The 19,071-nt window shown below is 42.0% G+C and carries 16 protein-coding genes; 10 read left to right on the forward strand and 6 right to left on the reverse strand.

Annotation, left to right across the window (positions count from 1 at the left end; translation table 11 throughout):
• Positions 1-8: 8 nt before the first annotated feature.
• The 4 genes from H589_RS0113340 (at position 9) to H589_RS0113360 (ending at position 3,952) form a co-directional block, all read left to right on the forward strand.
• Complete coding sequence (locus H589_RS0113340; protein WP_027722484.1) at positions 9-1,550, forward strand: ABC transporter ATP-binding protein; 1,542 nt, start codon at positions 9-11, stop codon at positions 1,548-1,550.
• A 480-nt stretch (positions 1,551-2,030) separates the two neighbouring features.
• The gene (locus H589_RS0113345) at positions 2,031-2,525 is read left to right on the forward strand and encodes a cytochrome c3 family protein (protein WP_027722485.1); all 495 of its coding nucleotides are present in this window, start codon (positions 2,031-2,033) and stop codon (positions 2,523-2,525) included.
• A 242-nt stretch (positions 2,526-2,767) separates the two neighbouring features.
• Entirely contained in the window at positions 2,768-3,340 is a 573-nt protein-coding gene (locus H589_RS0113350; protein ID WP_027722486.1) for a TetR/AcrR family transcriptional regulator, read from the forward strand.
• Positions 3,341-3,445: 105 nt separating this feature from the next.
• Positions 3,446-3,952, forward strand: a complete 507-nt coding sequence (locus H589_RS0113360) for a DUF2867 domain-containing protein (protein ID WP_027722487.1) — start codon at positions 3,446-3,448, stop codon at positions 3,950-3,952.
• Positions 3,953-4,020: 68 nt separating this feature from the next.
• Here the strand turns inward: H589_RS0113360 and H589_RS0113365 are convergent, their stop codons facing one another.
• The 5 genes from H589_RS0113365 to H589_RS0113385 form a co-directional block, all read right to left on the reverse strand.
• Positions 4,021-4,806 (reverse strand): amidohydrolase family protein, encoded by a 786-nt coding sequence (locus H589_RS0113365; protein ID WP_027722488.1) that lies wholly within the window; start codon positions 4,804-4,806, stop codon positions 4,021-4,023.
• A 266-nt stretch (positions 4,807-5,072) separates the two neighbouring features.
• Positions 5,073-5,489, reverse strand: a complete 417-nt coding sequence (locus H589_RS0113370; protein ID WP_027722489.1) for an acyl-CoA thioesterase — start codon at positions 5,487-5,489, stop codon at positions 5,073-5,075.
• Positions 5,490-5,491: 2 nt separating this feature from the next.
• The gene (locus H589_RS0113375) at positions 5,492-6,673 is read right to left on the reverse strand and encodes a cofactor-independent phosphoglycerate mutase (RefSeq protein ID WP_027722490.1); all 1,182 of its coding nucleotides are present in this window, start codon (positions 6,671-6,673) and stop codon (positions 5,492-5,494) included.
• 9 nt (positions 6,674-6,682) lie between these two features.
• Entirely contained in the window at positions 6,683-7,972 is a 1,290-nt protein-coding gene (locus H589_RS0113380) for a homoserine dehydrogenase (RefSeq protein WP_027722491.1), read from the reverse strand.
• Between the two features lie 110 nt (positions 7,973-8,082).
• Positions 8,083-9,258 carry an aminotransferase class I/II-fold pyridoxal phosphate-dependent enzyme gene (locus H589_RS0113385; RefSeq protein WP_027722492.1) on the reverse strand — a complete coding sequence of 392 codons (1,176 nt, stop codon included), beginning with the start codon at positions 9,256-9,258 and terminating at the stop codon, positions 8,083-8,085.
• A 342-nt stretch (positions 9,259-9,600) separates the two neighbouring features.
• Here H589_RS0113385 and H589_RS0113390 point away from each other — a divergent pair, with 342 nt between their 5' ends.
• From H589_RS0113390 to recD2, 6 genes are all read left to right on the forward strand, one after another.
• A complete protein-coding gene (locus H589_RS0113390) occupies positions 9,601-9,909 on the forward strand; it encodes an isoamylase early set domain-containing protein (RefSeq protein ID WP_027722493.1) in 309 nt (102 codons plus the stop codon).
• A 217-nt stretch (positions 9,910-10,126) separates the two neighbouring features.
• Positions 10,127-11,050: a branched-chain amino acid transaminase gene (locus H589_RS0113395; protein ID WP_027722494.1), complete on the forward strand. Its 924-nt coding sequence runs from the start codon at positions 10,127-10,129 to the stop codon at positions 11,048-11,050.
• Positions 11,051-11,135: 85 nt separating this feature from the next.
• Positions 11,136-13,076 (forward strand): DNA polymerase III subunit gamma/tau, encoded by a 1,941-nt coding sequence (gene dnaX / locus H589_RS0113400; RefSeq protein ID WP_027722495.1) that lies wholly within the window; start codon positions 11,136-11,138, stop codon positions 13,074-13,076.
• A gap of 75 nt (positions 13,077-13,151) precedes the next feature.
• Positions 13,152-13,463 (forward strand): YbaB/EbfC family nucleoid-associated protein, encoded by a 312-nt coding sequence (locus H589_RS0113405; protein WP_027722496.1) that lies wholly within the window; start codon positions 13,152-13,154, stop codon positions 13,461-13,463.
• Between the two features lie 152 nt (positions 13,464-13,615).
• Entirely contained in the window at positions 13,616-14,221 is a 606-nt protein-coding gene (gene recR / locus H589_RS0113410; RefSeq protein ID WP_027722497.1) for a recombination mediator RecR, read from the forward strand.
• 188 nt (positions 14,222-14,409) lie between these two features.
• On the forward strand, positions 14,410-16,602 hold the full coding sequence (gene recD2, locus H589_RS0113415) for an SF1B family DNA helicase RecD2 (RefSeq protein WP_035076054.1): 2,193 nt from the start codon (positions 14,410-14,412) through the stop codon (positions 16,600-16,602).
• A 126-nt stretch (positions 16,603-16,728) separates the two neighbouring features.
• Here recD2 and H589_RS0113420 read toward each other — a convergent pair whose 3' ends face one another.
• A complete protein-coding gene (locus H589_RS0113420) occupies positions 16,729-18,999 on the reverse strand; it encodes a GGDEF domain-containing protein (protein WP_027722499.1) in 2,271 nt (756 codons plus the stop codon).
• Between the last annotated feature and the right edge of the window lie 72 nt (positions 19,000-19,071).

Genomic DNA, 19,071 nt, shown 5'->3' on the forward strand with positions numbered 1-19,071 from the left:
AGATTCATATGAGTTCATTTCAAGATTTAAGCCGCCCTGAGTGTCAGAAGGCCACTGGCTTTGATGGCTGTGATCCACTCATTTCCCTTAAAGGTATTACCAAGCGATTCGGCAAGGTCGTTGCCAATAATAATATTTCTCTGGATTTATACCCCGGTCGTATCAAAGCTCTTCTCGGTGAAAATGGAGCCGGTAAAAGTACTCTCATGAGCATGCTTGCCGGACGTTTCAGGCCTGACGAAGGATTTATTGAAGTGGACGGGCAGAGGGTTGATTTTTCAAATTCCAAGGATGCAATCAAGGCTGGGGTCGGGATGGTTTATCAGCATTTTATGTTGGTGGATACAATGACCGTTGCCGAAAATGTTTTGCTTGGTCAGGAAGGTTCTTTTTTTGTCAGTCCTAAGGAGATGAATGAAAGGGTTCGCCAGATTGCCGAGGATTATGAACTTGAGATTGATCCTTCTGCACGGGTTCAGGATCTTTCTATGGGCGAGAAGCAGCGGGTTGAGATTATCAAACTGCTTTACCGTGAAAGCCGGGTGCTTATTTTTGATGAGCCAACTGCAGTCCTTACTCCCCGCGAGGCATTTCGTCTTTTTGAAGCTCTTTGGGCTATGACCAGACAAGGTAAATCTGTCGTATTTATCAGTCATAAACTTGAAGAGGTTATGGCAATTGCTGATGAGGTTGCAATTTTGCGCCGTGGTGAAATTGATGCCGAAGTTCCTCGTAATAAAATTGTATCAAAAGCAGATCTTGCCTGCCGGATGGTAGGTAAGGAAGTTCTTTTAGAGATACATAAAGAGGATGTGGAAATAGGTGATAAGGTTCTGGAAGTAAAAAATATGACCGGAATCGGCTTGAGAGGCATTAATCTTGATGTTCGCAAAGGTGAAGTGGTTGCCATTGTCGGAGTGGCAGGAAATGGGCAGCAGGAACTTGTGGAGGGTGTATGCGGTTTACGTAAACCTCCTAAGGATACCATCTTTATAATGAACAAGCCGTGGCGCAAATTTTTTGCGGAAATGAAATGGAATAACTCCATGTCATATATACCCGAAGATCGTCTTGATCTTGCTACTGCACGTAACCTCGATCTCGTTGACAACTTGTTGCTTACAACCCGTCAGGGGTTTACTTCAGGTCCAATTTTACAACGTGATAAGGCTGCAAAAGTAGCCGAAGAGCTTGTTAAGGATTATGATGTTCGTCCTGGTCGTATTCAGGCTCTTGCATGGCAGCTTTCAGGCGGGAATTTGCAAAAGATGGTACTTGCTCGCGAACTATACCGCCAGCCTCATCTGATCGTTGCTGAGCAGCCGACACAGGGACTTGATATTTCTGCTACTGAGGAAGTCTGGAATAAACTTCTGGAAGCTCGCAAGATGGCTGGTATACTTCTTGTGACAGGAGATCTGGGTGAAGCCTTGCAGTTGGCTGATCGCGTAGCAGTGATGTATTGCGGACAGATTATGGATGAATTCTCAGTTGCTGATAAAGCAAAGATTGATAATATTGGCCTGCTGATGGCAGGTGTTCGCGAATAAGGTTTTTAAATTGTATTATACAAGCCTCCTTTTGTAATTCAAAGGGAGGCTTTTTTTATTTAAAGTGTTGGTTTTTTGTGCTTTACAAGCCACGTATTGCCGATGCAAATGGTTGATAATTGTTATTATAGAAAAAAAAGTAAATTTTTTAAATTTTCAGATCAGATAAACATGCATATTGGTTTGGTTGTGAATTATATATAGCCCTTGTTGGAATATGCGTTTCCAGCAGTATTTAATATAACATTTATGCATTAGATCATGTAAAAAATGTGATGTGCAGTGATTTCGGCTTGAAGTTACAGTATCTGAATTTAATTTTGCATGCAGTGTGATTGTGTGAAAAATTTCTCAATGACTCAGTTGTAGTCCTTCTTAAAGTTTGATTTGCTAGTTGCAGAGCATATACATCTACGCATTTTTATTGAAATAATTCCAGATTTTGAGTAGAAAGTTACGACTTTCATGAGGAGGAATAGAATGAAGACGAATTTTATGTATGTAGGGATGGCAGTTGTATTTGCCGTTCTCGTTATTATTTATGCAACGACTACTAGCCATTTGAGTGAGGAAATTGCTAGTATCTCCAGCGAGAATCCAGTTATTGTCACTGAAGATCTGGTTGTAAGGTTTCCTGTTAACTTGGAGTTCAAGCGTCCTGACGTGCTTAACAAGGTCCGTTTTGCTCAGGTCAAGTTTTCTCATTTTGAACATCAGGATGTTAACTGTGTGAAATGCCACCACACATGGGACGGCAAGTCACAGATTAAGTCATGTGCTTCTGTGGGATGTCATGATGAGCTTGTTCGTAAAGGCCAGCCAGAGTCTTACTTTAAAGCATTCCATACTCTACACAGTGATCGCAGCTGTCGTGGTTGTCACGTGAAATTGAATAAGGAAGGCAAGTCTGATATCGCTATTGCTCCTTGTGCAAACAACGCATGTCACCCCAAGCGTGTAAGAGTTCATAATTAGATTTTAATACTTGGATCAAAAGGTATTTGTAAGAGCCGTCTGTGGATGCCCCACAGACGGCTCTTTTTTCTTTTTGTCCCGTTCTGAAATAGGCTTACACCCAAAGGACCTATTTCAAATGTTTGAAAAGGTAAGGTAAATGATGCTTCACAAATTTTATTGACAGTTTTGTCTGAATTTGTATAATTTAAACATACCATACGGTATGGTATTGAGGTGAATAGCTAAGAAGGATAAATATAATGGACTTAAATATGAATGAACACGGGCAGCGATACTCTGCGGAGAATTTATTGGATACTGGATTACAGTTGCTTGAAACCGAAAGCATTCAGCAACTGACTATCAGCGCTTTGTGTAAAAAAATGGGAGTGACCAAGGGATCATTTTACCATCATTTTAAGAATAGAGTGGATTTTTTAGACCGGATGCTGGATTACTGGGTGCAGGTGTGGACAATTGATAGGGTGCAGGAATTAAGTTCAAGTGCAAGTGCGCTTGAACGGTACAAAAAAATGGTTGAAGTCTCTGTAGACTATCCGATGAACGTTGAAATAAGCATTCGTGCCTGGGCACAGCAGGATACTCTTGCGCAAAAGTATCTACAGAAAGTTGATAATATGCGCATTGAGTGTTTGAGGCTGATCTTTGAAGAGTTGTGTGGGAACCCCGAGCGGGCAGCTGTGCTTGCTAAAATTGATTATGCCATTTTTGTTGGGGTAAGAATGGTTTCTCCTCCTATTGTGGGCAATGAAGCAATGGAAATAGTAAACCTGTTGCTGAATGAATTATATAATATTCCTGTAAGTGGCTAATGGAGGTATTATGAAGTCTGATATCGCATGGGCAGAGGTCGAATCTATTTTTGCTAAAATTAATCATGCACCAATAGGGACTGTTGAACTCGGGAGGATGAATCCATGAATGACTCAATACAAGCTGTGCGCTCCATTGCTGTTCTAGATAAGTTGATAGGCAATGCTGATCATATTGACTCAAAGGTTGTCATCGGGGACTGTTCACTTGAACAATTTTTAGATCGATTAATCCGTTATGAACCGTTATGGCTATGCTGGCTTTATAAAGTCAGGTCAGTCATTGCTAAATTAATGGGGCTTGAGCATGGTGAAATAGGTCATACCAAAGCTATGCAAAAAAAGTTGGATTATACTCCAGGCGGGAAAGTTGATTTCTTTACATCCGTAGACTTTAAGCCCGATGAATACTGGGTAGGAAAAGCTGAGGATAAACATTTATGCGGATATATCGGTGCAGTTGCTGTTCCTCTTAGTAATGGAAAAACCAAATTTCACATATTTACGATAGTTCATTATCGCAATTGGACCGGTCCTTTATATTTTAATTTGATAAGACCGTTCCACCATATAATAGTATACTTCATGGGAAAACATGCTGTGGGAAAGTAGGTATGTTTTAGATATGATTAATCCCTGCAAAAGCACGTATAGCTTTTACAGGGATTAATTGTATGAATCTAATTTAATAAATGATCAGCAGCACTGAGATGAATTTCCATCTCTGTATCAGTCAGTTTTAAAGTATGCTGTAATTCTTTCATAGACTCTCCTGGATCAAAAAGAGGATAATCGCTTCCGAAAAGTATTTGTTCTCGCGGATGCTTGTTCATAATATCAAGCAACACATTATGATCCATAAAAGGCATGGCGCTTGATGTATCAAAATATACATTCATTCCCGCTAGTTCTTCAGCAACCCATTTCCAATGGTAGAGTCCTCCCATATGTGCTCCGATTGCTTTTAATCGTGGGAAGTTCTGAAGAATTTTTTTCAATTTTAACGGGCAGGATGGGTTTTTTTCTGGTGGAAGTTTATCGCCGATATGAAGCATAACTACAAATCGGCCCTGTATCATTTCTAGAATGCGGTAAAATTTACGGTCATCCATGAAAAATCCCTGAAAATCTGGATGAAATTTAAGCCCTTTAATGCCATTTCGTTCAAGGCGGGCAAATTCCTTTTCAGGATCATCATAGTCTGGGTGCATCGTTCCGAAGGTTATTATATGCGGGTCAGATTTCATGAGTTCAATGGACCAGTTGTTAGCTGGAATCACCTGATCAGGTGATGTTGCTGCTGTATGAATAATTACTTTATCCAGCCCGGCCTTTTGAGCTCGTGCAAGCAGATCTTCAGGATGTCCATTACCAATTGCTGTAATGCCGTAATGGTCATGAAGTTGAGTTATGACCTTATCGGCGATTTTGGGATGGAAAGCGTGAGTGTGAACGTCATAATACATTTTGTTGTCCAGTCGGAAAGGCTAAGTTATGTGTTTGAATTAAAATAGTCAGGATACGGGCGTAGTCACGCTCATATCCTGTATAAAATCCTCTCAGGGGAATCTGTGTCAGATTAATGTGACGAGAATCTCAAAGGGGAAAGTAAATAATAAGTTTCATATGGCCGTTGTGAAGTGCTGATTATAAATATAACTATAATTCATATGGCACTTTTATGTGTATAAGACCAATTATAGTTTAAAGCGCAACTTCTATCTAGTTTTTACTAAAATATTTCTTTGAGCCAGTCTGGTATACGCACAGGGCGTCCATTTTTATCTGTGCAGGCATGTTCAGTGAATCCACTGGCAATTAGCAAGGTACGGTCTTCCTTGTATATGTCATAACTGAATTTTACAGAAGCACGTTTCCATTCACTGATTCCTACTTGGATGTTGAGCTGGTCATCATAGTGAGCAGGAATGCGATACCTGCATGATGCTTCTCGCACAGGTAGATATACTCCGCGTTTTTCCACTTCATTGTAACTCATACCACGTTCACGGATAAACAGTGAACGAGAGCGTTCAAAGAAGTGCAGGTACTCTGCGTAATATACAACACCCATAGCATCGGTTTCACCGTAGGAAACACTGTGATTATACCATGTACAGGGGGTCGGAAATTCTTTGCTGTTGTTCATGATTATTTGATTTTATCCAAAACCCACTGCATGAAATCATGACCTTCGGGGATAATGATCCCTGCACGATCAGCGATCTGTTCACTGAATGATTCTATACCTGAAGCAATGCAGCGTGGAGAGGTCATAATGAACGGGACAGGTGTTTCATCGTGGGTTCTAGTCTCAATAGGAGTGAAATGGTCACAGGTGATAACGTAAGAAGCCTGATCCAGAGGATATTTTTTCAGCAGTGGACCTACTATGAGCTTGTCAAATCTTTCAATAGCCGTGATTTTATCTTCGACACTACCCATGTGTCCAGCTTCGTCCGGGCCTTCAAGGTGTACGTATACGAAATCTCCATGCTCTAGAAAGTTGAGAGTAGCTTCAACTTTACCTTCATAGTTGGTATCAACTAATCCGGTTGCACCTTCTATATCAATTACTTTCAGACCTGAGGCTCGGCCAAGTCCCTTGATGAGGTCTACTGCTGATATTACTGCGCCTTTCATACCGAACTTTTCTTGAAAAGGCGGTAGGATTAATGGCTTGCCTTGTCCCCATGGCCATATGGATACGGCCTTAGTTCCATTGCCTGCTAAAATTTTCTCTGCGTCACGAACCAGCTTGTCCATGAGCGGACTTTTAGCAAATTCTTTTACATCATCACCAATTGGTTTATCAGTAAGGTCATGTGGCGGGCGAATTTCGAGCTTGCTTTCAGGTTTTTTTGCACCTCCTTTATGTACCAGCAGGTGTCTGTATTGAATTCCTGGGTAAAATGTGAATTCGTCATTGCCTAGTTCAGCTTGTAGCTTTTCTACCAATGGCACTGATTGATCTGTTCCGATATGGCCTGAAGAATAGTCGTACATAGTTCCATCTTCTTCAAATCCGGAAATATTGACCAGATTCATACGCCATACCAAATCATCAGGATCAAGTTTAAGTCCTTGCGCAGCAGCTTCAATAGGCCCTCGTCCAGTATGATAAACTGAGGGATCAAAGCCAAGAAGAGACATATTAGCTACATCAGACCCTGGAGCCATGCCTTTAGGAACAGTTCTGCATGTTCCGACCAGACCTTTTCCTGCCAGCATGTCCATATTAGGAGTATAAGCAGCTTCAAGGGTAGTTTTGTCATCAAGATCTTCTATAGGCCATCCGCCCATGCCGTCAGCAACTAGAAAAAGAAGTTTCATATTATCAGGCTATCCTTTTAAAATGCGCAAACTAACCGTCTGGCGGGTAATAAATGGCATGTTGTCTATTTCTTTAAGTGCAGCATTTACATCTTTAGTACTGGCCTGATGGGTTGTGAAAACAACCGGGATGTCTTTTTCAGACGGATTACCTTTCTGTACTGCTTGAGCAATAGAAATATTATATTCTGCCAGACATTTTGATAAGGCCGCCATTACACCTGCTTTATCCTGAACAGTAAAGCGGAAGTAATATTCTGAGGTTGCAAGTTCCGGTGAAAGTATTTCAGCCTTTTTGATTGGAGCGTTGCAGAATCCGGTGTTATCTGGAGTGTCTGTTTTGGAGAGTGCCATAATGTCAGCAAGAACTGCGCTGCCGGTTGGTAATGATCCTGCTCCCTGACCATGAAAAAATGCCGGTCCGACTGCGTTTCCTTCAACGCGTATTGCATTGTAGTTTCCGCCTACACGGGCCAGCAGCAGGGTGTATTTGACAAGTGCCGGAAAGACTCCTGCTTCCAGTTTTCCGCCAACATCACGCACCTGACCGATAAGCTTGATGCGGTATCCGAATTCACGGGCAAAGCGGATATCCTGTCCTTCAACTTTAGTGATGCCTTCGATTGGTAATTCATCAAGAGGATAATCCTGACCATAAGCAATGCGAGCCAGAACTACAACTTTATGTGCAGCATCGATTCCTTCAATATCAAAGGTCGGGTCGGCTTCAGCATATCCAAGTTCTTTTGCCTGATTGAGAGCTGTGTCAAATTCAAGTCCATTCGTGGACATTTCTGAAAGAATATAGTTTGCGGTTCCGTTTAAAATTCCAACAATAGATTTGATACGGTTAGCCGCAAGCGATTCTTTTATTGACTGGATAATTGGAATGCCGCCAGCAACACTGGCTTCATAGTATAGTCCTACTTTGTTCTCAGCAGCAACTCTGAAAAGTTCAATGCCATGAACAGCTAAAAGATGTTTGTTTGCAGTAACTACATGCTTGCCGGCTTTAAGAGCTTTGATGACGATTTCTTTTGCAACGGTTATCCCGCCCATAAGTTCGACAACAATATCTACATCAGGATTTGATGTAAATTCATCAGGATCAGCTGTGAATTTAACTTCAGGACCAGGAAGGAAGTCTCTTTTTTTATTGATGTCGCGTACGAGCACGGAAGTCAGTTTAAAATTCTTACCACAACGTGCAAGAATGACATCTTTATTTTCTTCAATAATTCTGGCAAGTCCGGTTCCAACAGTGCCGAAACCCGCTATGGCTAGCTTAACAGTCTGCAATTTTAACCTCTTCTAGCTGTTTAATAATTTGTAATTAACCAGCTTTTATTTTTAAATTCAGTACAGACCGAAGCACCGTCCAGCCTGTACTGAATTTGAATACTTATATTTTAACCTTTGTCAAAAAGATCTTTCATTCCGCGAACAGCCTGATTGATCCTTTGTCTATTTTCTACGAGAGCCATACGCACGTGGCTGTCACCATAGCTTCCGAACCCAAGTCCGGGGGCGACTGCAACTTTACACTCTCTCAGTAATAGTTTTGAAAATTCAACGGAACCGAGATGCTTGAATTGTTCAGGTATCTCTGCCCAGATGAACTGGGTTGCTTTGGGAGGAGTTACTGGCCACCCGATACGCTGAAGGCCTTCACAAAGTGCATCCCGTCTGTCCTGATAGGTATTCATAATTTCACGAACACAATCCTGCGGACCAGAAAGGGCGGCGCAAGCGGCAATCTGGATAGGCTGAAAAAGGCCATAATCCAGATAACTTTTAATACGGGTCAACGCCTGAACCATTTCTCTGTTCCCGCAGCAGAAACCTACGCGCCAGCCGGGCATGGAATAGCTTTTAGATAGTGAAAAAAATTCTACGCCGACATCTTTTGCTCCCTTTGCCTGTAGAAAGCTGGGTGCTTCATATCCGTCAAAGGTAAAGTCTGCATATGCAAGATCGTGTATGACCAGCAAATTATTTTCTTTCGCAAAATCAACAATCTTTTCGAAAAAAGGAATATCTGCAGTAACTCCTGTGGGGTTATGCGGATAGTTGATAATTAAAAGTTTCGGCCGTGGCCATGTCTGGCGCATTGCCAGCTCCAGGTCTTCAAAGAAATCCCTGTCAGCTCCGATAGGCACGCGCCTTACGTCCGCTCCGGCAATAATACTCGCATACGGGTGAATAGGATATGATGGGTCAGGTGCAAAAACAACATCCCCTGGTGAAAGCATAACCAACGCCAGGTGCGCCAGCCCCTCTTTGGCGCCCATGGTAACGACCACTTCCTGATCATAATCCAGTTCAACGCCATATCTTCTTTCATACCAAAGCGCCATTTCTCTGCGAAGACCCTTGATGCCTCTGGACGCACTGTAGCGGTGGTTGGCGGGCTTGTTAGCCGCCTCTACCAATTTATCCACAATGTGTTGAGGTGTAGGAATATCCGGGTTCCCCATACCCAGATCTATGATATCTTCGCCGTCATGGCGCATCTGCATTTTAAGCTCGTTCACTTTGGCAAACACATAGGGGGGCAGCCGGTGAACTCTTGGAAACTTATCCATGGTCGTTACTCCTAAATATAAAATAAACTTGGAAAACATTTGTAACCACGGCGCACCTTGCTGTCAAAGTGAATATTCGTTGATATGACAGCGTAGTTGGCCGTATTATAATCTCTAAAACAAGCCTTTTTGCTATTAATTTTCTGTATACTTCATTTTTTGCTTAAAAGTAATATAAGGACGGCTTTTTTTGCAGAATGATCAATTGTTGAAAGTGGGTTACGTGATACTAATTTTTTTCGATCTTTGTTGACATTAAAAAAAAATACGGATTATTTAGTTATAGAAAAAAATTATATTATTGATGCTCGTAACCATAATCCAAGAACTCAGGAGGCTCAGGTGGCTATTTCCAAGAAGTTTCTTAAAACTAAACCTGTTTGCAAAGTTAAGTTTGAAGTTTCTAACGAACAGGTTGAGAACGGTGAAGCAATCTATATTGTAGGTGATTTCAATGAGTGGAGTGAGAAATCGACTCCTATGAAAAAATTAAAAAGTGGAAAGTATACCGTTACTCTGGATCTTGAAGTCGGCCGTGAATATCAGTTCAGGTATCTTGCCGGCAAAAATATCTGGTTTAATGAGAGCGAACCGGATAGAACCGCTTCAACTCCGTACGCTGGTGTTGAAAATTCAGTCGTGAGTGTTTAATTTAAGGAGACAGGTAGGGGCGAGCTATTGTCCCTGTCTGATCTTTCCTGGGTTAAACTCTTACATATTATCATAATCTTTACAATTCATCGTTCATTTTACGCGTTCCTTCTTGACCTTGGACCCTCTTTTTTTTAGCTTCTTTTATTCTGTTGTCATTAAGGCAGTTATTTTGTGGCTGCTGACTATATTTATAGAAGTAAATTAGGGGGAAATAATGGTTCAGAAAGCTGAAAAAATTTGGTTTGACGGTGAATTGGTTGATTGGGATGCTGCACAGGTTCATGTGCTGACTCATACTTTGCATTATGGTGCAGGTGTTTTTGAAGGAATCAGGGCTTACGCAACAGCGGATGGTAAATCTGCTGTGTTCAGGCTCCGCGAACATGTAGTAAGACTATTTGATTCTGCTAAAATTCTCGGCATAACCATTCCTTTCTCTGTTGAAGAAATTCATAATGCCATTCTTGAGACTCTGAAAGTTAATGGGCTCAAAGAAGGGTATATCCGTCCGCTTGTTTTCATCGGAGACGGCGCAATGGGTGTTCACCCTGGCTCAAATCCTATTCGTGTATGTATTGCCACATGGCCTTGGGGTGCTTATCTGGGTGAAGACGCACTTGAAAAAGGGATCAGAGTTAAAACTTCTTCTTTCAACCGTCACCATGTTAACGCAATGATGACTAAGTCAAAAGCATGCGGTAACTATGTAAACTCAATTCTTGCCAAGGTTGAGGCCGTTAAAGATGGCTATGATGAAGCTCTTATGCTTGACACTCAGGGCTATGTATCTGAGGCAACCGGCGAGAATATTTTTATTGTCAAAAACGGTATTATCAAAACTCCTCCTCTTACTTCTGTTCTGCCAGGTATTACCAGAGCCAGCCTTATGAAGGTCGCCAGAGATCTTGGTTACGAAGTTGAAGAGCAGCTTTTTACCCGTGATGAACTTTACATTGCCGATGAAGCTTTCTTTTGTGGTACAGCTGCTGAGGTTACTCCTATTTGTGAAGTTGATAACCGTACTATTGGTGCTGGTAAACGCGGAGAAGTAGGAACTCTGCTTCAGAAAGAATACTTCAACGCTGTTAAAGGCGGTAATCCGAAGTATGTTGATTGGCTCGAATACTACGAAGTTTAGTTCTTTTTGTTAATCCGGGGCCTTTATGGTTCCGGCTCCGGATTAACTGATTTTAAAATGGAACCCACATGGATCTGCCTGCACAATGAGTACATCGAATCTGACAGCAAAGTACCGTCCGCAAACTTTTGGTGAAGTTGCCGGACAGGAAGCAGTCAAAACAATCCTTTCCCGTGCGGCTGCACAGGATAAGGTCGCCCCCGCATACCTTTTCAGCGGAACTAGGGGGGTAGGCAAGACCACCATTGCCAGAATTTTTGCCAAGGCACTTAACTGTAAAAACGCTCCAGCAGCTGAACCCTGTAATGAGTGTGATAACTGTCGTCAGATAACTGCCGGTATCGGAGTCGACGTTGTAGAGATTGATGCCGCATCACATGGTAAAGTTGATGATGCAAGAAGGCTCAAAGAAGATATAGGTTATGCTCCTATTGAGTTTCGCTATAAAGTTTTCATCATAGATGAAGCACATATGCTGACGACTCAGGCTTTCAATGCTCTACTTAAGACACTTGAAGAACCTCCGCCTCACGCTACTTTTATTATGGCAACAACGGAGACTCACAAGTTCCCGGCAACCATCATAAGTCGTTGCCAGCATTATGCTTTCAAAATGCTCTCAACAACGGAACTGACAGCTCACCTTACTGATATCCTGAATAAGGAAAATGTAGAATTTGAGAGTGGGGCCATTGATCTTATTGCCAAACGCGGTGCTGGAAGTGTGCGAGATTCCATGTCGTTGCTCGGTCAGGTCTTAGCTCTTGGAAGTGAAAAACTTCTTGAAGAAGATGTTCGATCAATTTTAGGTCTTGCTGGGCGTGATGTCTTTTTTGCACTTATGCAGGCTATTCACGAACGTGATCTTGTTTCCGTTGGAGAAGTGGTCAGGCAGGTCCTTGACCGTGGTCTTGACCTTGGTTTCTTTATTCGTGAGCTCGGAAATTGTTGGCGTAACATGTTTTTACTTGGTCAGTCTGGCGAGAGGGCTATTCCTCTCCTTAATCTTTCCAGCGGGGAAGCTAAGGAATTTTTACATTGGGCGCAGACATTTGACCGTTCATTTGTTCATGCCTGCTGGCAGATGACTGTGGACGGACAGCGCAAAGTCATGACCAGTTTAGAGCCGGCTATGGCTCTTGAGCTATTACTGCTTAATATGGCCAGTCTTTCCGATTTAATTTCTGTTGAAAGAGCCGGGGCTCTTGTCGGTTCTGCGCAACAGTCTATGCCTACAGCTCCTTCTGTAGCTCCAACAGCAGCCCCAACTGCTTCTACTAATTCAGCTGCTAATTCAGCTGGAGCTCCGCCATGGGAAAATTCTCCGCAGCAATCTCCAGTTCAAAATCAGGGAATGCAACATGGTGGGCCTCCTCCTCGTCAGGGGAATATGCAGCAGCCTGTGCCGCATGGAAATACTCCCGCAGCGAACAGTCGTCCAATGGGGCGCAGTGAATCCGGACGTCCAGCTGGAAATCGTGCCGCAACTGATATGGGATCAGATGATTCCTCCTTGCCTGACGCGGCAGGTTCACTGACAGATAATAATTTTCAATCACCTGTCTATGAGTCTGAAAATCCTGCACCTGTAGAGTCTTCTGAACCTGACTCAGGAACAGCAGCAAATTCGGATGCTGCTTTGGCTCCACAAGCGACTCCTGTTACAAGCGGACCACGCAATTTTAGCGGGTTTATGCAGTATGTTGCTGATAGTGGGGTAAATGGTTCTCTTTCAGGATTGGGAAAGTGTAAAGGCGAACTTATTGATGGTAATCTTATCTTGACTTGCGCCAATCCTTTTCATGAAAGCCAGATTACCGGTAAAGAATGCAGGGGTGTTATATCCCGCATGGCTGCCGAGTATTTTGGTGCTGGAACTGAGGTTGAGGTTAAAATCAGCGCTAAAGGTAAACGTAAAAGCAGACAGCAACTTCGGGATGAAGTGGAAGCACATCCTGATGTAAGAAGGGTCATTGACTCTTTCGCTGCCAGTATTATTTCAGTGGACCCCCGTAAGGATGTTTAATACTGATTATTCAGTCTGGTCAGAATTAAGTATCTATGCGGTTAAAATAGTAAATCAATTCAGAGGAGAAATATAATGAAAGGTATGAATGATCTTGTACGTCAGGCTCAGGTGATGCAGCGTAAAATGACAGCTTTGCAGGATGAACTTAAAACTCGCGAAGTTGAAAGTTCTGCTGGTGGCGGAATGGTTAATGTAAAAGTAAACGGTTCATCTGAAGTTCTTGAAATCAAAATAGATCCTACTATCGTAGAGAGTGGAGATGTTGAAATGATTCAGGATCTTGTACTTGCAGCTGTAAATGATGCTAATAAGAAAGCAAAAGCTATGATGGAATCAGAAATGTCCCAGATAACTGGTGGTATGAATATCCCCGGTATGTTCTAAAAAATCAAATACTTCGGTGATTTCTCTAAAACGAAGAGGGGAATATTCACAATTTTTCCCTCTTCGTTTTTTAAATATGTGTATGAATCGAAACAAGGTATTGTATAGATATACAAAATTTTTAGCCCCTTGTGGCTGCCGGAGATCTTTTTTTGGATAATTTACCTGAACCATTACGTATAGTAGCTCAAGAACTGGCAAAACTTCCAGGTCTTGGTCCTAAATCTGCGCTCAGAATAGCATTGACTATGCTGAAAATGCCTAGAGAGAAGGTTACCGGCATCGGGCAGAGCATTATTGATTTGCGTGAGAAGCTCTGTATCTGCGAGCACTGTGCCAGCATTACTGATACATGCCCATGTCGTATTTGTTCTGATCCTGGTCGGGAAAGAGATAAGCTTTGCCTTGTTTCAGAATGGGATTCGCTTTTGGCAATTGAAGAAATGGGGTTGTACAAGGGGTATTATCTGGTCCTTGGGGGGCTTCTTTCCCCGCTTGATGGTGTTACTCCGCAGCATCTTGAATTTAATAAGCTTGAGAGTCGGCTTGAAAAGGGCGAAGTTCAGGAGCTTATTCTTGCTCTTGGGGCAACTGTAGATGCGGAAGCAACTGCTTCCTATATCAAGAATATGATTGAAAACAGATTTTCGGGTGTAGCTTTGAGTCGTTTGGCACAGGGTATCCCGATTGGTTCTGAAGTGAAGTATACAGATAAGGAAACTCTCAGGCAGTCCTTGGAGTATCGTCAGAAATTATAAATTTTACAACAACTCTGGTTTTTTATTTTTGATTCTACTGCCTATTATCCATATTTGGATTTCAAAATGCAGTACCCCATTGGGGGACCAGAGGCTTTCATCTGTCAATGCGCTATGGCGCATCACCTCCCCTATCATGCGAGGTTGCAGCAGCCTCGTATAGCACGATTAAACAAAGTCAGGAAATGATGTCGGATACATTGACAGGCGAAGTTCGCACGGTTGTCTATCATAATGAAGAGAACGGGTATATTGTAGCCCGTGTATCGTCTAAAGATGAACCTGCACAGATTACTGTGGTCGGAGTCCTTGGAACTCTAACTCCCGGTGAATCTGCTGAGTTTCATGGACGCTGGAAACAGCATACAAAATTCGGCCGTCAATTTGAGGCTGATTTTTATGAACGTATTCGTCCGGCTACCGAAGCAGGTGTAATCAGATTTTTGAAATCTTCTTCAATCAAAGGCATAGGCGAGGCCATTGCTGCTGATATGGTTAAAACTTTCGGTATAGATGTTCTGGATATTCTTGATGATGAGCCTGAGAAGCTGCTCAAGATAAAAGGTATCTCCAAAAAGAAACTTGAGAAAATTAAAGAGTCCTGGCAATCGCAGCGGGAGATCAAAAATCTTATCTTGTTCCTGCACAGCCATGATGTCTCTCCCACGTATGCAGCCAAAATTTTTAATTTGTATGGAGCTCAGTCTGTAAGCCGAATTAGCGAGAATCCTTATGAGCTTGCTTATGAAATTCGCGGTATCGGCTTTAAAACTGCTGATACCATGGCTCTCAAACTTGGATTTGCTCATGATTCAATGCAACGAATTGAAGCCGCAATTATATATTCTTTATTTTCAGTAAGTGATAGGGGCGGGCATATGTTCAGTCCTAAGGAAAAACTTATTGAAGATGTCTCTAAGATGCTTGGCGGGGTTGATCTATCATTGATCAGTGATGGTATTTTCTCCTTGGAGGAACGTAAGCGGGTCAGAGTTGAGAATCTGGTTGAGCAGGATATCGATGAGGCTGTTTTTCTAATGCATTTTTACAGATTTGAGAGCGAAATTTGTAAAAGATTGCATGGATTGGTCAGTCATCCATCACCTGTAAGTCGGGAGAAAGTTGAAAAGGCTTTACCAGAGGTTGAAACTGAACTTGGATTTGAACTTTCTGATGAGCAGCGGGAAGCTGTTTTTGAGGCCTGCGTAAATAAATTTTTTATTATCACAGGGGGACCTGGAACTGGTAAGACTACAATTACCCGTGCCGTAGTCATGACTCTGCGTGAACTTGGACTCAAGGTTAAGCTGGCTGCGCCAACAGGGCGTGCGGCAAAAAGGTTATCGGAGGCTACAGGACGTCAGGCCTCAACCATACATAGAATGCTGCAATATACGCCGGACAGTGGCGGTTTCTATTTTAATGAGGATCAGAAGCTTAAAGCTGATGTGCTGGTTGTGGACGAGGCTTCCATGCTTGATGCGCAGCTGTGTCTCGCAGTCTTGCGGGCCGTTCCGCTTACCTGTCGCGTTATTTTTGTAGGTGATGTAAATCAGCTTCCTTCTGTCGGTCCTGGAAATGTGCTTTCTGACCTGCTTCAAAGTGGACAGGTTCCAAGTGCTGTGTTGAGTCATATTTTCAGACAGGCACAAGAAAGCTATATTGTTGTGAATGCTCACCGGATTAATGACGGGGAATTTCCTCTAGGTCATCCAGCCGATGCTCCTGAGGCCGATTTTTTCTGGATTCCACAGGAGTCTCCACAGAAAGTGCAGGAGATGATTGCTCAGACAGTCTGTGAAAGAATACCGGAGCGATACGGTCTTGATCCCATGAAAGATGTACAGGTCTTGACTCCCATGCATAAGGGTGATGTTGGAACTCAGAAAATTAACGCCTTGCTGCAGGAGAGGCTGAATCCTTCAACGGGAAAAGCCATTAAGCGTGGTTTTGTTGAGTACAGGGTTGGGGATCGTGTATTACAGCTGCGTAATAATTATGAAAAAGAAGTTTTTAACGGTGATCTTGGACGGGTCATGTACATTGATACTGAAGAAAATGAACTCACTGCTGAGTTCGACGGTAATATGGTACATTATGAATTGGCTGATTTGGATGAATTAACTTTGGCATATGCCGTAAGCGTTCATAAATCACAGGGCAGCGAATATCCTGCTGTGGTTATGCCTATTGTTTCCCAGCATTACCTGCTTTTACAACGTAACCTGCTCTATACAGGATTGACCCGTGCGAGAAAATTGGCTGTTTTAATAGGCAGTAAACGTGCTTTTCATATTGGACTGAACAATATAACGGCTGGAAAACGTTTCACAAATTTGCGCCACCGTATCAAACAGATTTTTGAAGAGAATCTTTTATAGTATACTTTGAAGACTTATTAATTTTTATCATTTAAAAAAGTATAATAATCAAAAAGCGAGAATCTAAGATATCTAATGTATTCAGATTCTCGTTTTTTATTGTGTCTGTGCTTTTGAGAAAGATGGTTAGCGTTTTCGCCTTTCCCGCACCCAGCAATTGCCTTCTATGGATTTTGCCCATTTCTTTAGCGAAGCAGCATGTTCCCCTATTTCCATAAGAGTTTGTTCCGGTTCGCAGTCAAGGATAGCCAAAGAAACTGAAACTAATGGGAATTTGGATATAGAACCGTCACGTCCTTTGCCTTCCATCCATCCTTCGCATGAGTCTTTTTTATTATAATTATATTTTGCCAGTCTCTTAAAACAACGGGTTATCCCCTTGCAAATACGTTCTGCTTTGGTCGGTGTCGTGACCATTACAAAGTCATCTCCGCCTATATGTCCTATGAAATCACCGGTGGAACCGTGTTTCCGTGTAGCCCAGGATATAATTTTACTGATTTGTAAGATTATTTTATCACCGTTTTTAAAGCCGTAGGTGTCATTATACACTTTGAAATTATCAAGATCTGCATAAATAATGCTGTATTTTTCATGGGCTTTCATGCGGCGGTCAATTTCTTTTTCAATATCCAGATTCCCCGGTAGCCCGCTAAGCGGGTTGGTGCCTTTCGCCATTTCAACCTGTACGCTGGCGAGGGTATCAAGAAGCCTTTGCACTGAAACTGTTCCCATTAGTTGATTTTTCCATGTGACGATAACATCATCATAAGCCTTTTTGCGGGAACGGGCCATGGCAAGCTGCGATACGTTTTCAACAGTGGTTTCAAGGTCAACAATAAGCGGACCGTCGTCCATTATCGATTTGATTGGTTTGTTAGAGTATAGGGCTACTCCATATTTTCCGGAAAGGTGCTTATTCAGGTTGTATTCCATGATAAGCCCGCATGGAATCATGTTGTGGACAACTACAACACTGCTTATTGAATTGTTTTGTGCAAAAAGCTGCTGCACTAGCGGGACAGCTGTGTTTGATTCAACATATTCAACCTTATTTACCAGATTTTTTACAGGAATTCCGTAGGTAGAGCTATTTAAAGATATTTCAGCTGATTTACGTAAGTTCATTGCTGAGTCAGTTAGTTGCGGTTTTTCTTTTGCCGGTTTTGCCAGAAAAAAGCCTTGTCCGAGATGAACACCCATATCAATTACAGTTAATGCCTGCGATTGAGTCTCGATACCTTCTACTATAAGTTTTCCGCCTATTTTTTCAGAAAAAGTAGTGAAAGTATCAATTATTGCCCTATTAACCTGATTGGTTTCAATGTCATCTATAAAGGATTTATCCATCTTGATGTAGTCAGGTTTTATTTCAGCAATAGAGCTGAGGCCAGAATATCCTGTTCCTGCATCATCGATGGCAACTAGGTAGCCTTGGTTTCTATAGTGATCCAAAGTTTTGCGAAAGGTTTTAAAATCTTTCACACTGTGTCTTTCAGTTATTTCAAATACGATATTTCCTGGTTTGAGATCATACATCTCAAGCAGTCTTTTTGTCTCACCACTTGTAAAGTTAGGATCAACAATTGTTCTTGGGTGAATGTTCAGAAAAAGTTTATGTTGTGGTCGGTGCTCGCCAAAAGAGCTGATGGCAGCTTCTCTACATGATTTTTCAAGAGGAAAAAGTTTACCTAGCTTTTCGGCCATATCAAATAACGTTAGAGGAGAGCGAAAAGGAGAATTAAGAGGACCTCTGGCAAGAGCTTCCCAGCCATGAATGGTTTTATCTCCGAGATCAACTATTGGCTGGTAATGGCAGCGAATGTCACCCTGTATAAGGATATCACAAAATTCATTACTGAGTTCAAGTTTAGAGATATCTATATTCTTTTGTGCTTCCAGCCTTGCTTCTCCCATTGAGGACAAAAAACCAGACCAAAGCTGATCATTTGATTGGGCAGCATAGAAGAAAGAGTGCCCTGTATTAATTGTAATGCTGTTTCCTGTGCGTCCAATTTGGTCGCTCTTTACGTTGTTTTCAATGTTTACTTTAAATTGATACGCAATTTCCTGCAGGTGGGAGTCATTTAATATTTGGCTGGGATCTAAAAGTAGAAATTCTCCCGGATTGAAAGAAAAGATGTGGAAATCATCATGATGAAAATTGGTATGACCTTCAATTAGGATATATTTCTTAATTTCATTTTCCAGATGTTCAGCCCATTCAGGGCCATACATCGCTGATAATGTAGGGAAATCCTGTATGGCAAAATACAGAATATTGAGCCTGCCTGCATTTTGAATAAGACTTCCTATTCCCGGTCCTTCAAAACATTTTATATTGCCACAGGACATCTTTGAAAGAGGGGCTGCTTTGTTTTTAAGGAGTTGTAGCATAATTTGTCAGGCTCCAGTCTAAAAATTGGTTTATTGTTAAAGTGAAATGTAGTTGTACTTGCTAAGTGTTAA

It is taken from the genome of Maridesulfovibrio zosterae DSM 11974, from assembly GCF_000425265.1.
Classification (GTDB): domain Bacteria; phylum Desulfobacterota; class Desulfovibrionia; order Desulfovibrionales; family Desulfovibrionaceae; genus Maridesulfovibrio; species Maridesulfovibrio zosterae.

Coding starts and splice junctions, on each gene's coding strand:
- H589_RS0113340 (WP_027722484.1), top strand. CDS start 9: ATGAGTTCATTTCAAGATTTAAGCCGCCCTGAGTGTCAGAAGGCCACT.
- H589_RS0113345 (WP_027722485.1), top strand. CDS start 2,031: ATGAAGACGAATTTTATGTATGTAGGGATGGCAGTTGTATTTGCCGTT.
- H589_RS0113350 (WP_027722486.1), top strand. CDS start 2,768: ATGGACTTAAATATGAATGAACACGGGCAGCGATACTCTGCGGAGAAT.
- H589_RS0113360 (WP_027722487.1), top strand. CDS start 3,446: ATGAATGACTCAATACAAGCTGTGCGCTCCATTGCTGTTCTAGATAAG.
- H589_RS0113365 (WP_027722488.1), bottom strand. CDS start 4,806: ATGTATTATGACGTTCACACTCACGCTTTCCATCCCAAAATCGCCGAT.
- H589_RS0113370 (WP_027722489.1), bottom strand. CDS start 5,489: ATGAACAACAGCAAAGAATTTCCGACCCCCTGTACATGGTATAATCAC.
- H589_RS0113375 (WP_027722490.1), bottom strand. CDS start 6,673: ATGAAACTTCTTTTTCTAGTTGCTGACGGCATGGGCGGATGGCCTATA.
- H589_RS0113385 (WP_027722492.1), bottom strand. CDS start 9,258: ATGGATAAGTTTCCAAGAGTTCACCGGCTGCCCCCCTATGTGTTTGCC.
- H589_RS0113395 (WP_027722494.1), top strand. CDS start 10,127: ATGGTTCAGAAAGCTGAAAAAATTTGGTTTGACGGTGAATTGGTTGAT.
- dnaX (WP_027722495.1), top strand. CDS start 11,136: ATGAGTACATCGAATCTGACAGCAAAGTACCGTCCGCAAACTTTTGGT.
- H589_RS0113405 (WP_027722496.1), top strand. CDS start 13,152: ATGAAAGGTATGAATGATCTTGTACGTCAGGCTCAGGTGATGCAGCGT.
- recD2 (WP_035076054.1), top strand. CDS start 14,410: ATGTCGGATACATTGACAGGCGAAGTTCGCACGGTTGTCTATCATAAT.
- H589_RS0113420 (WP_027722499.1), bottom strand. CDS start 18,999: ATGCTACAACTCCTTAAAAACAAAGCAGCCCCTCTTTCAAAGATGTCC.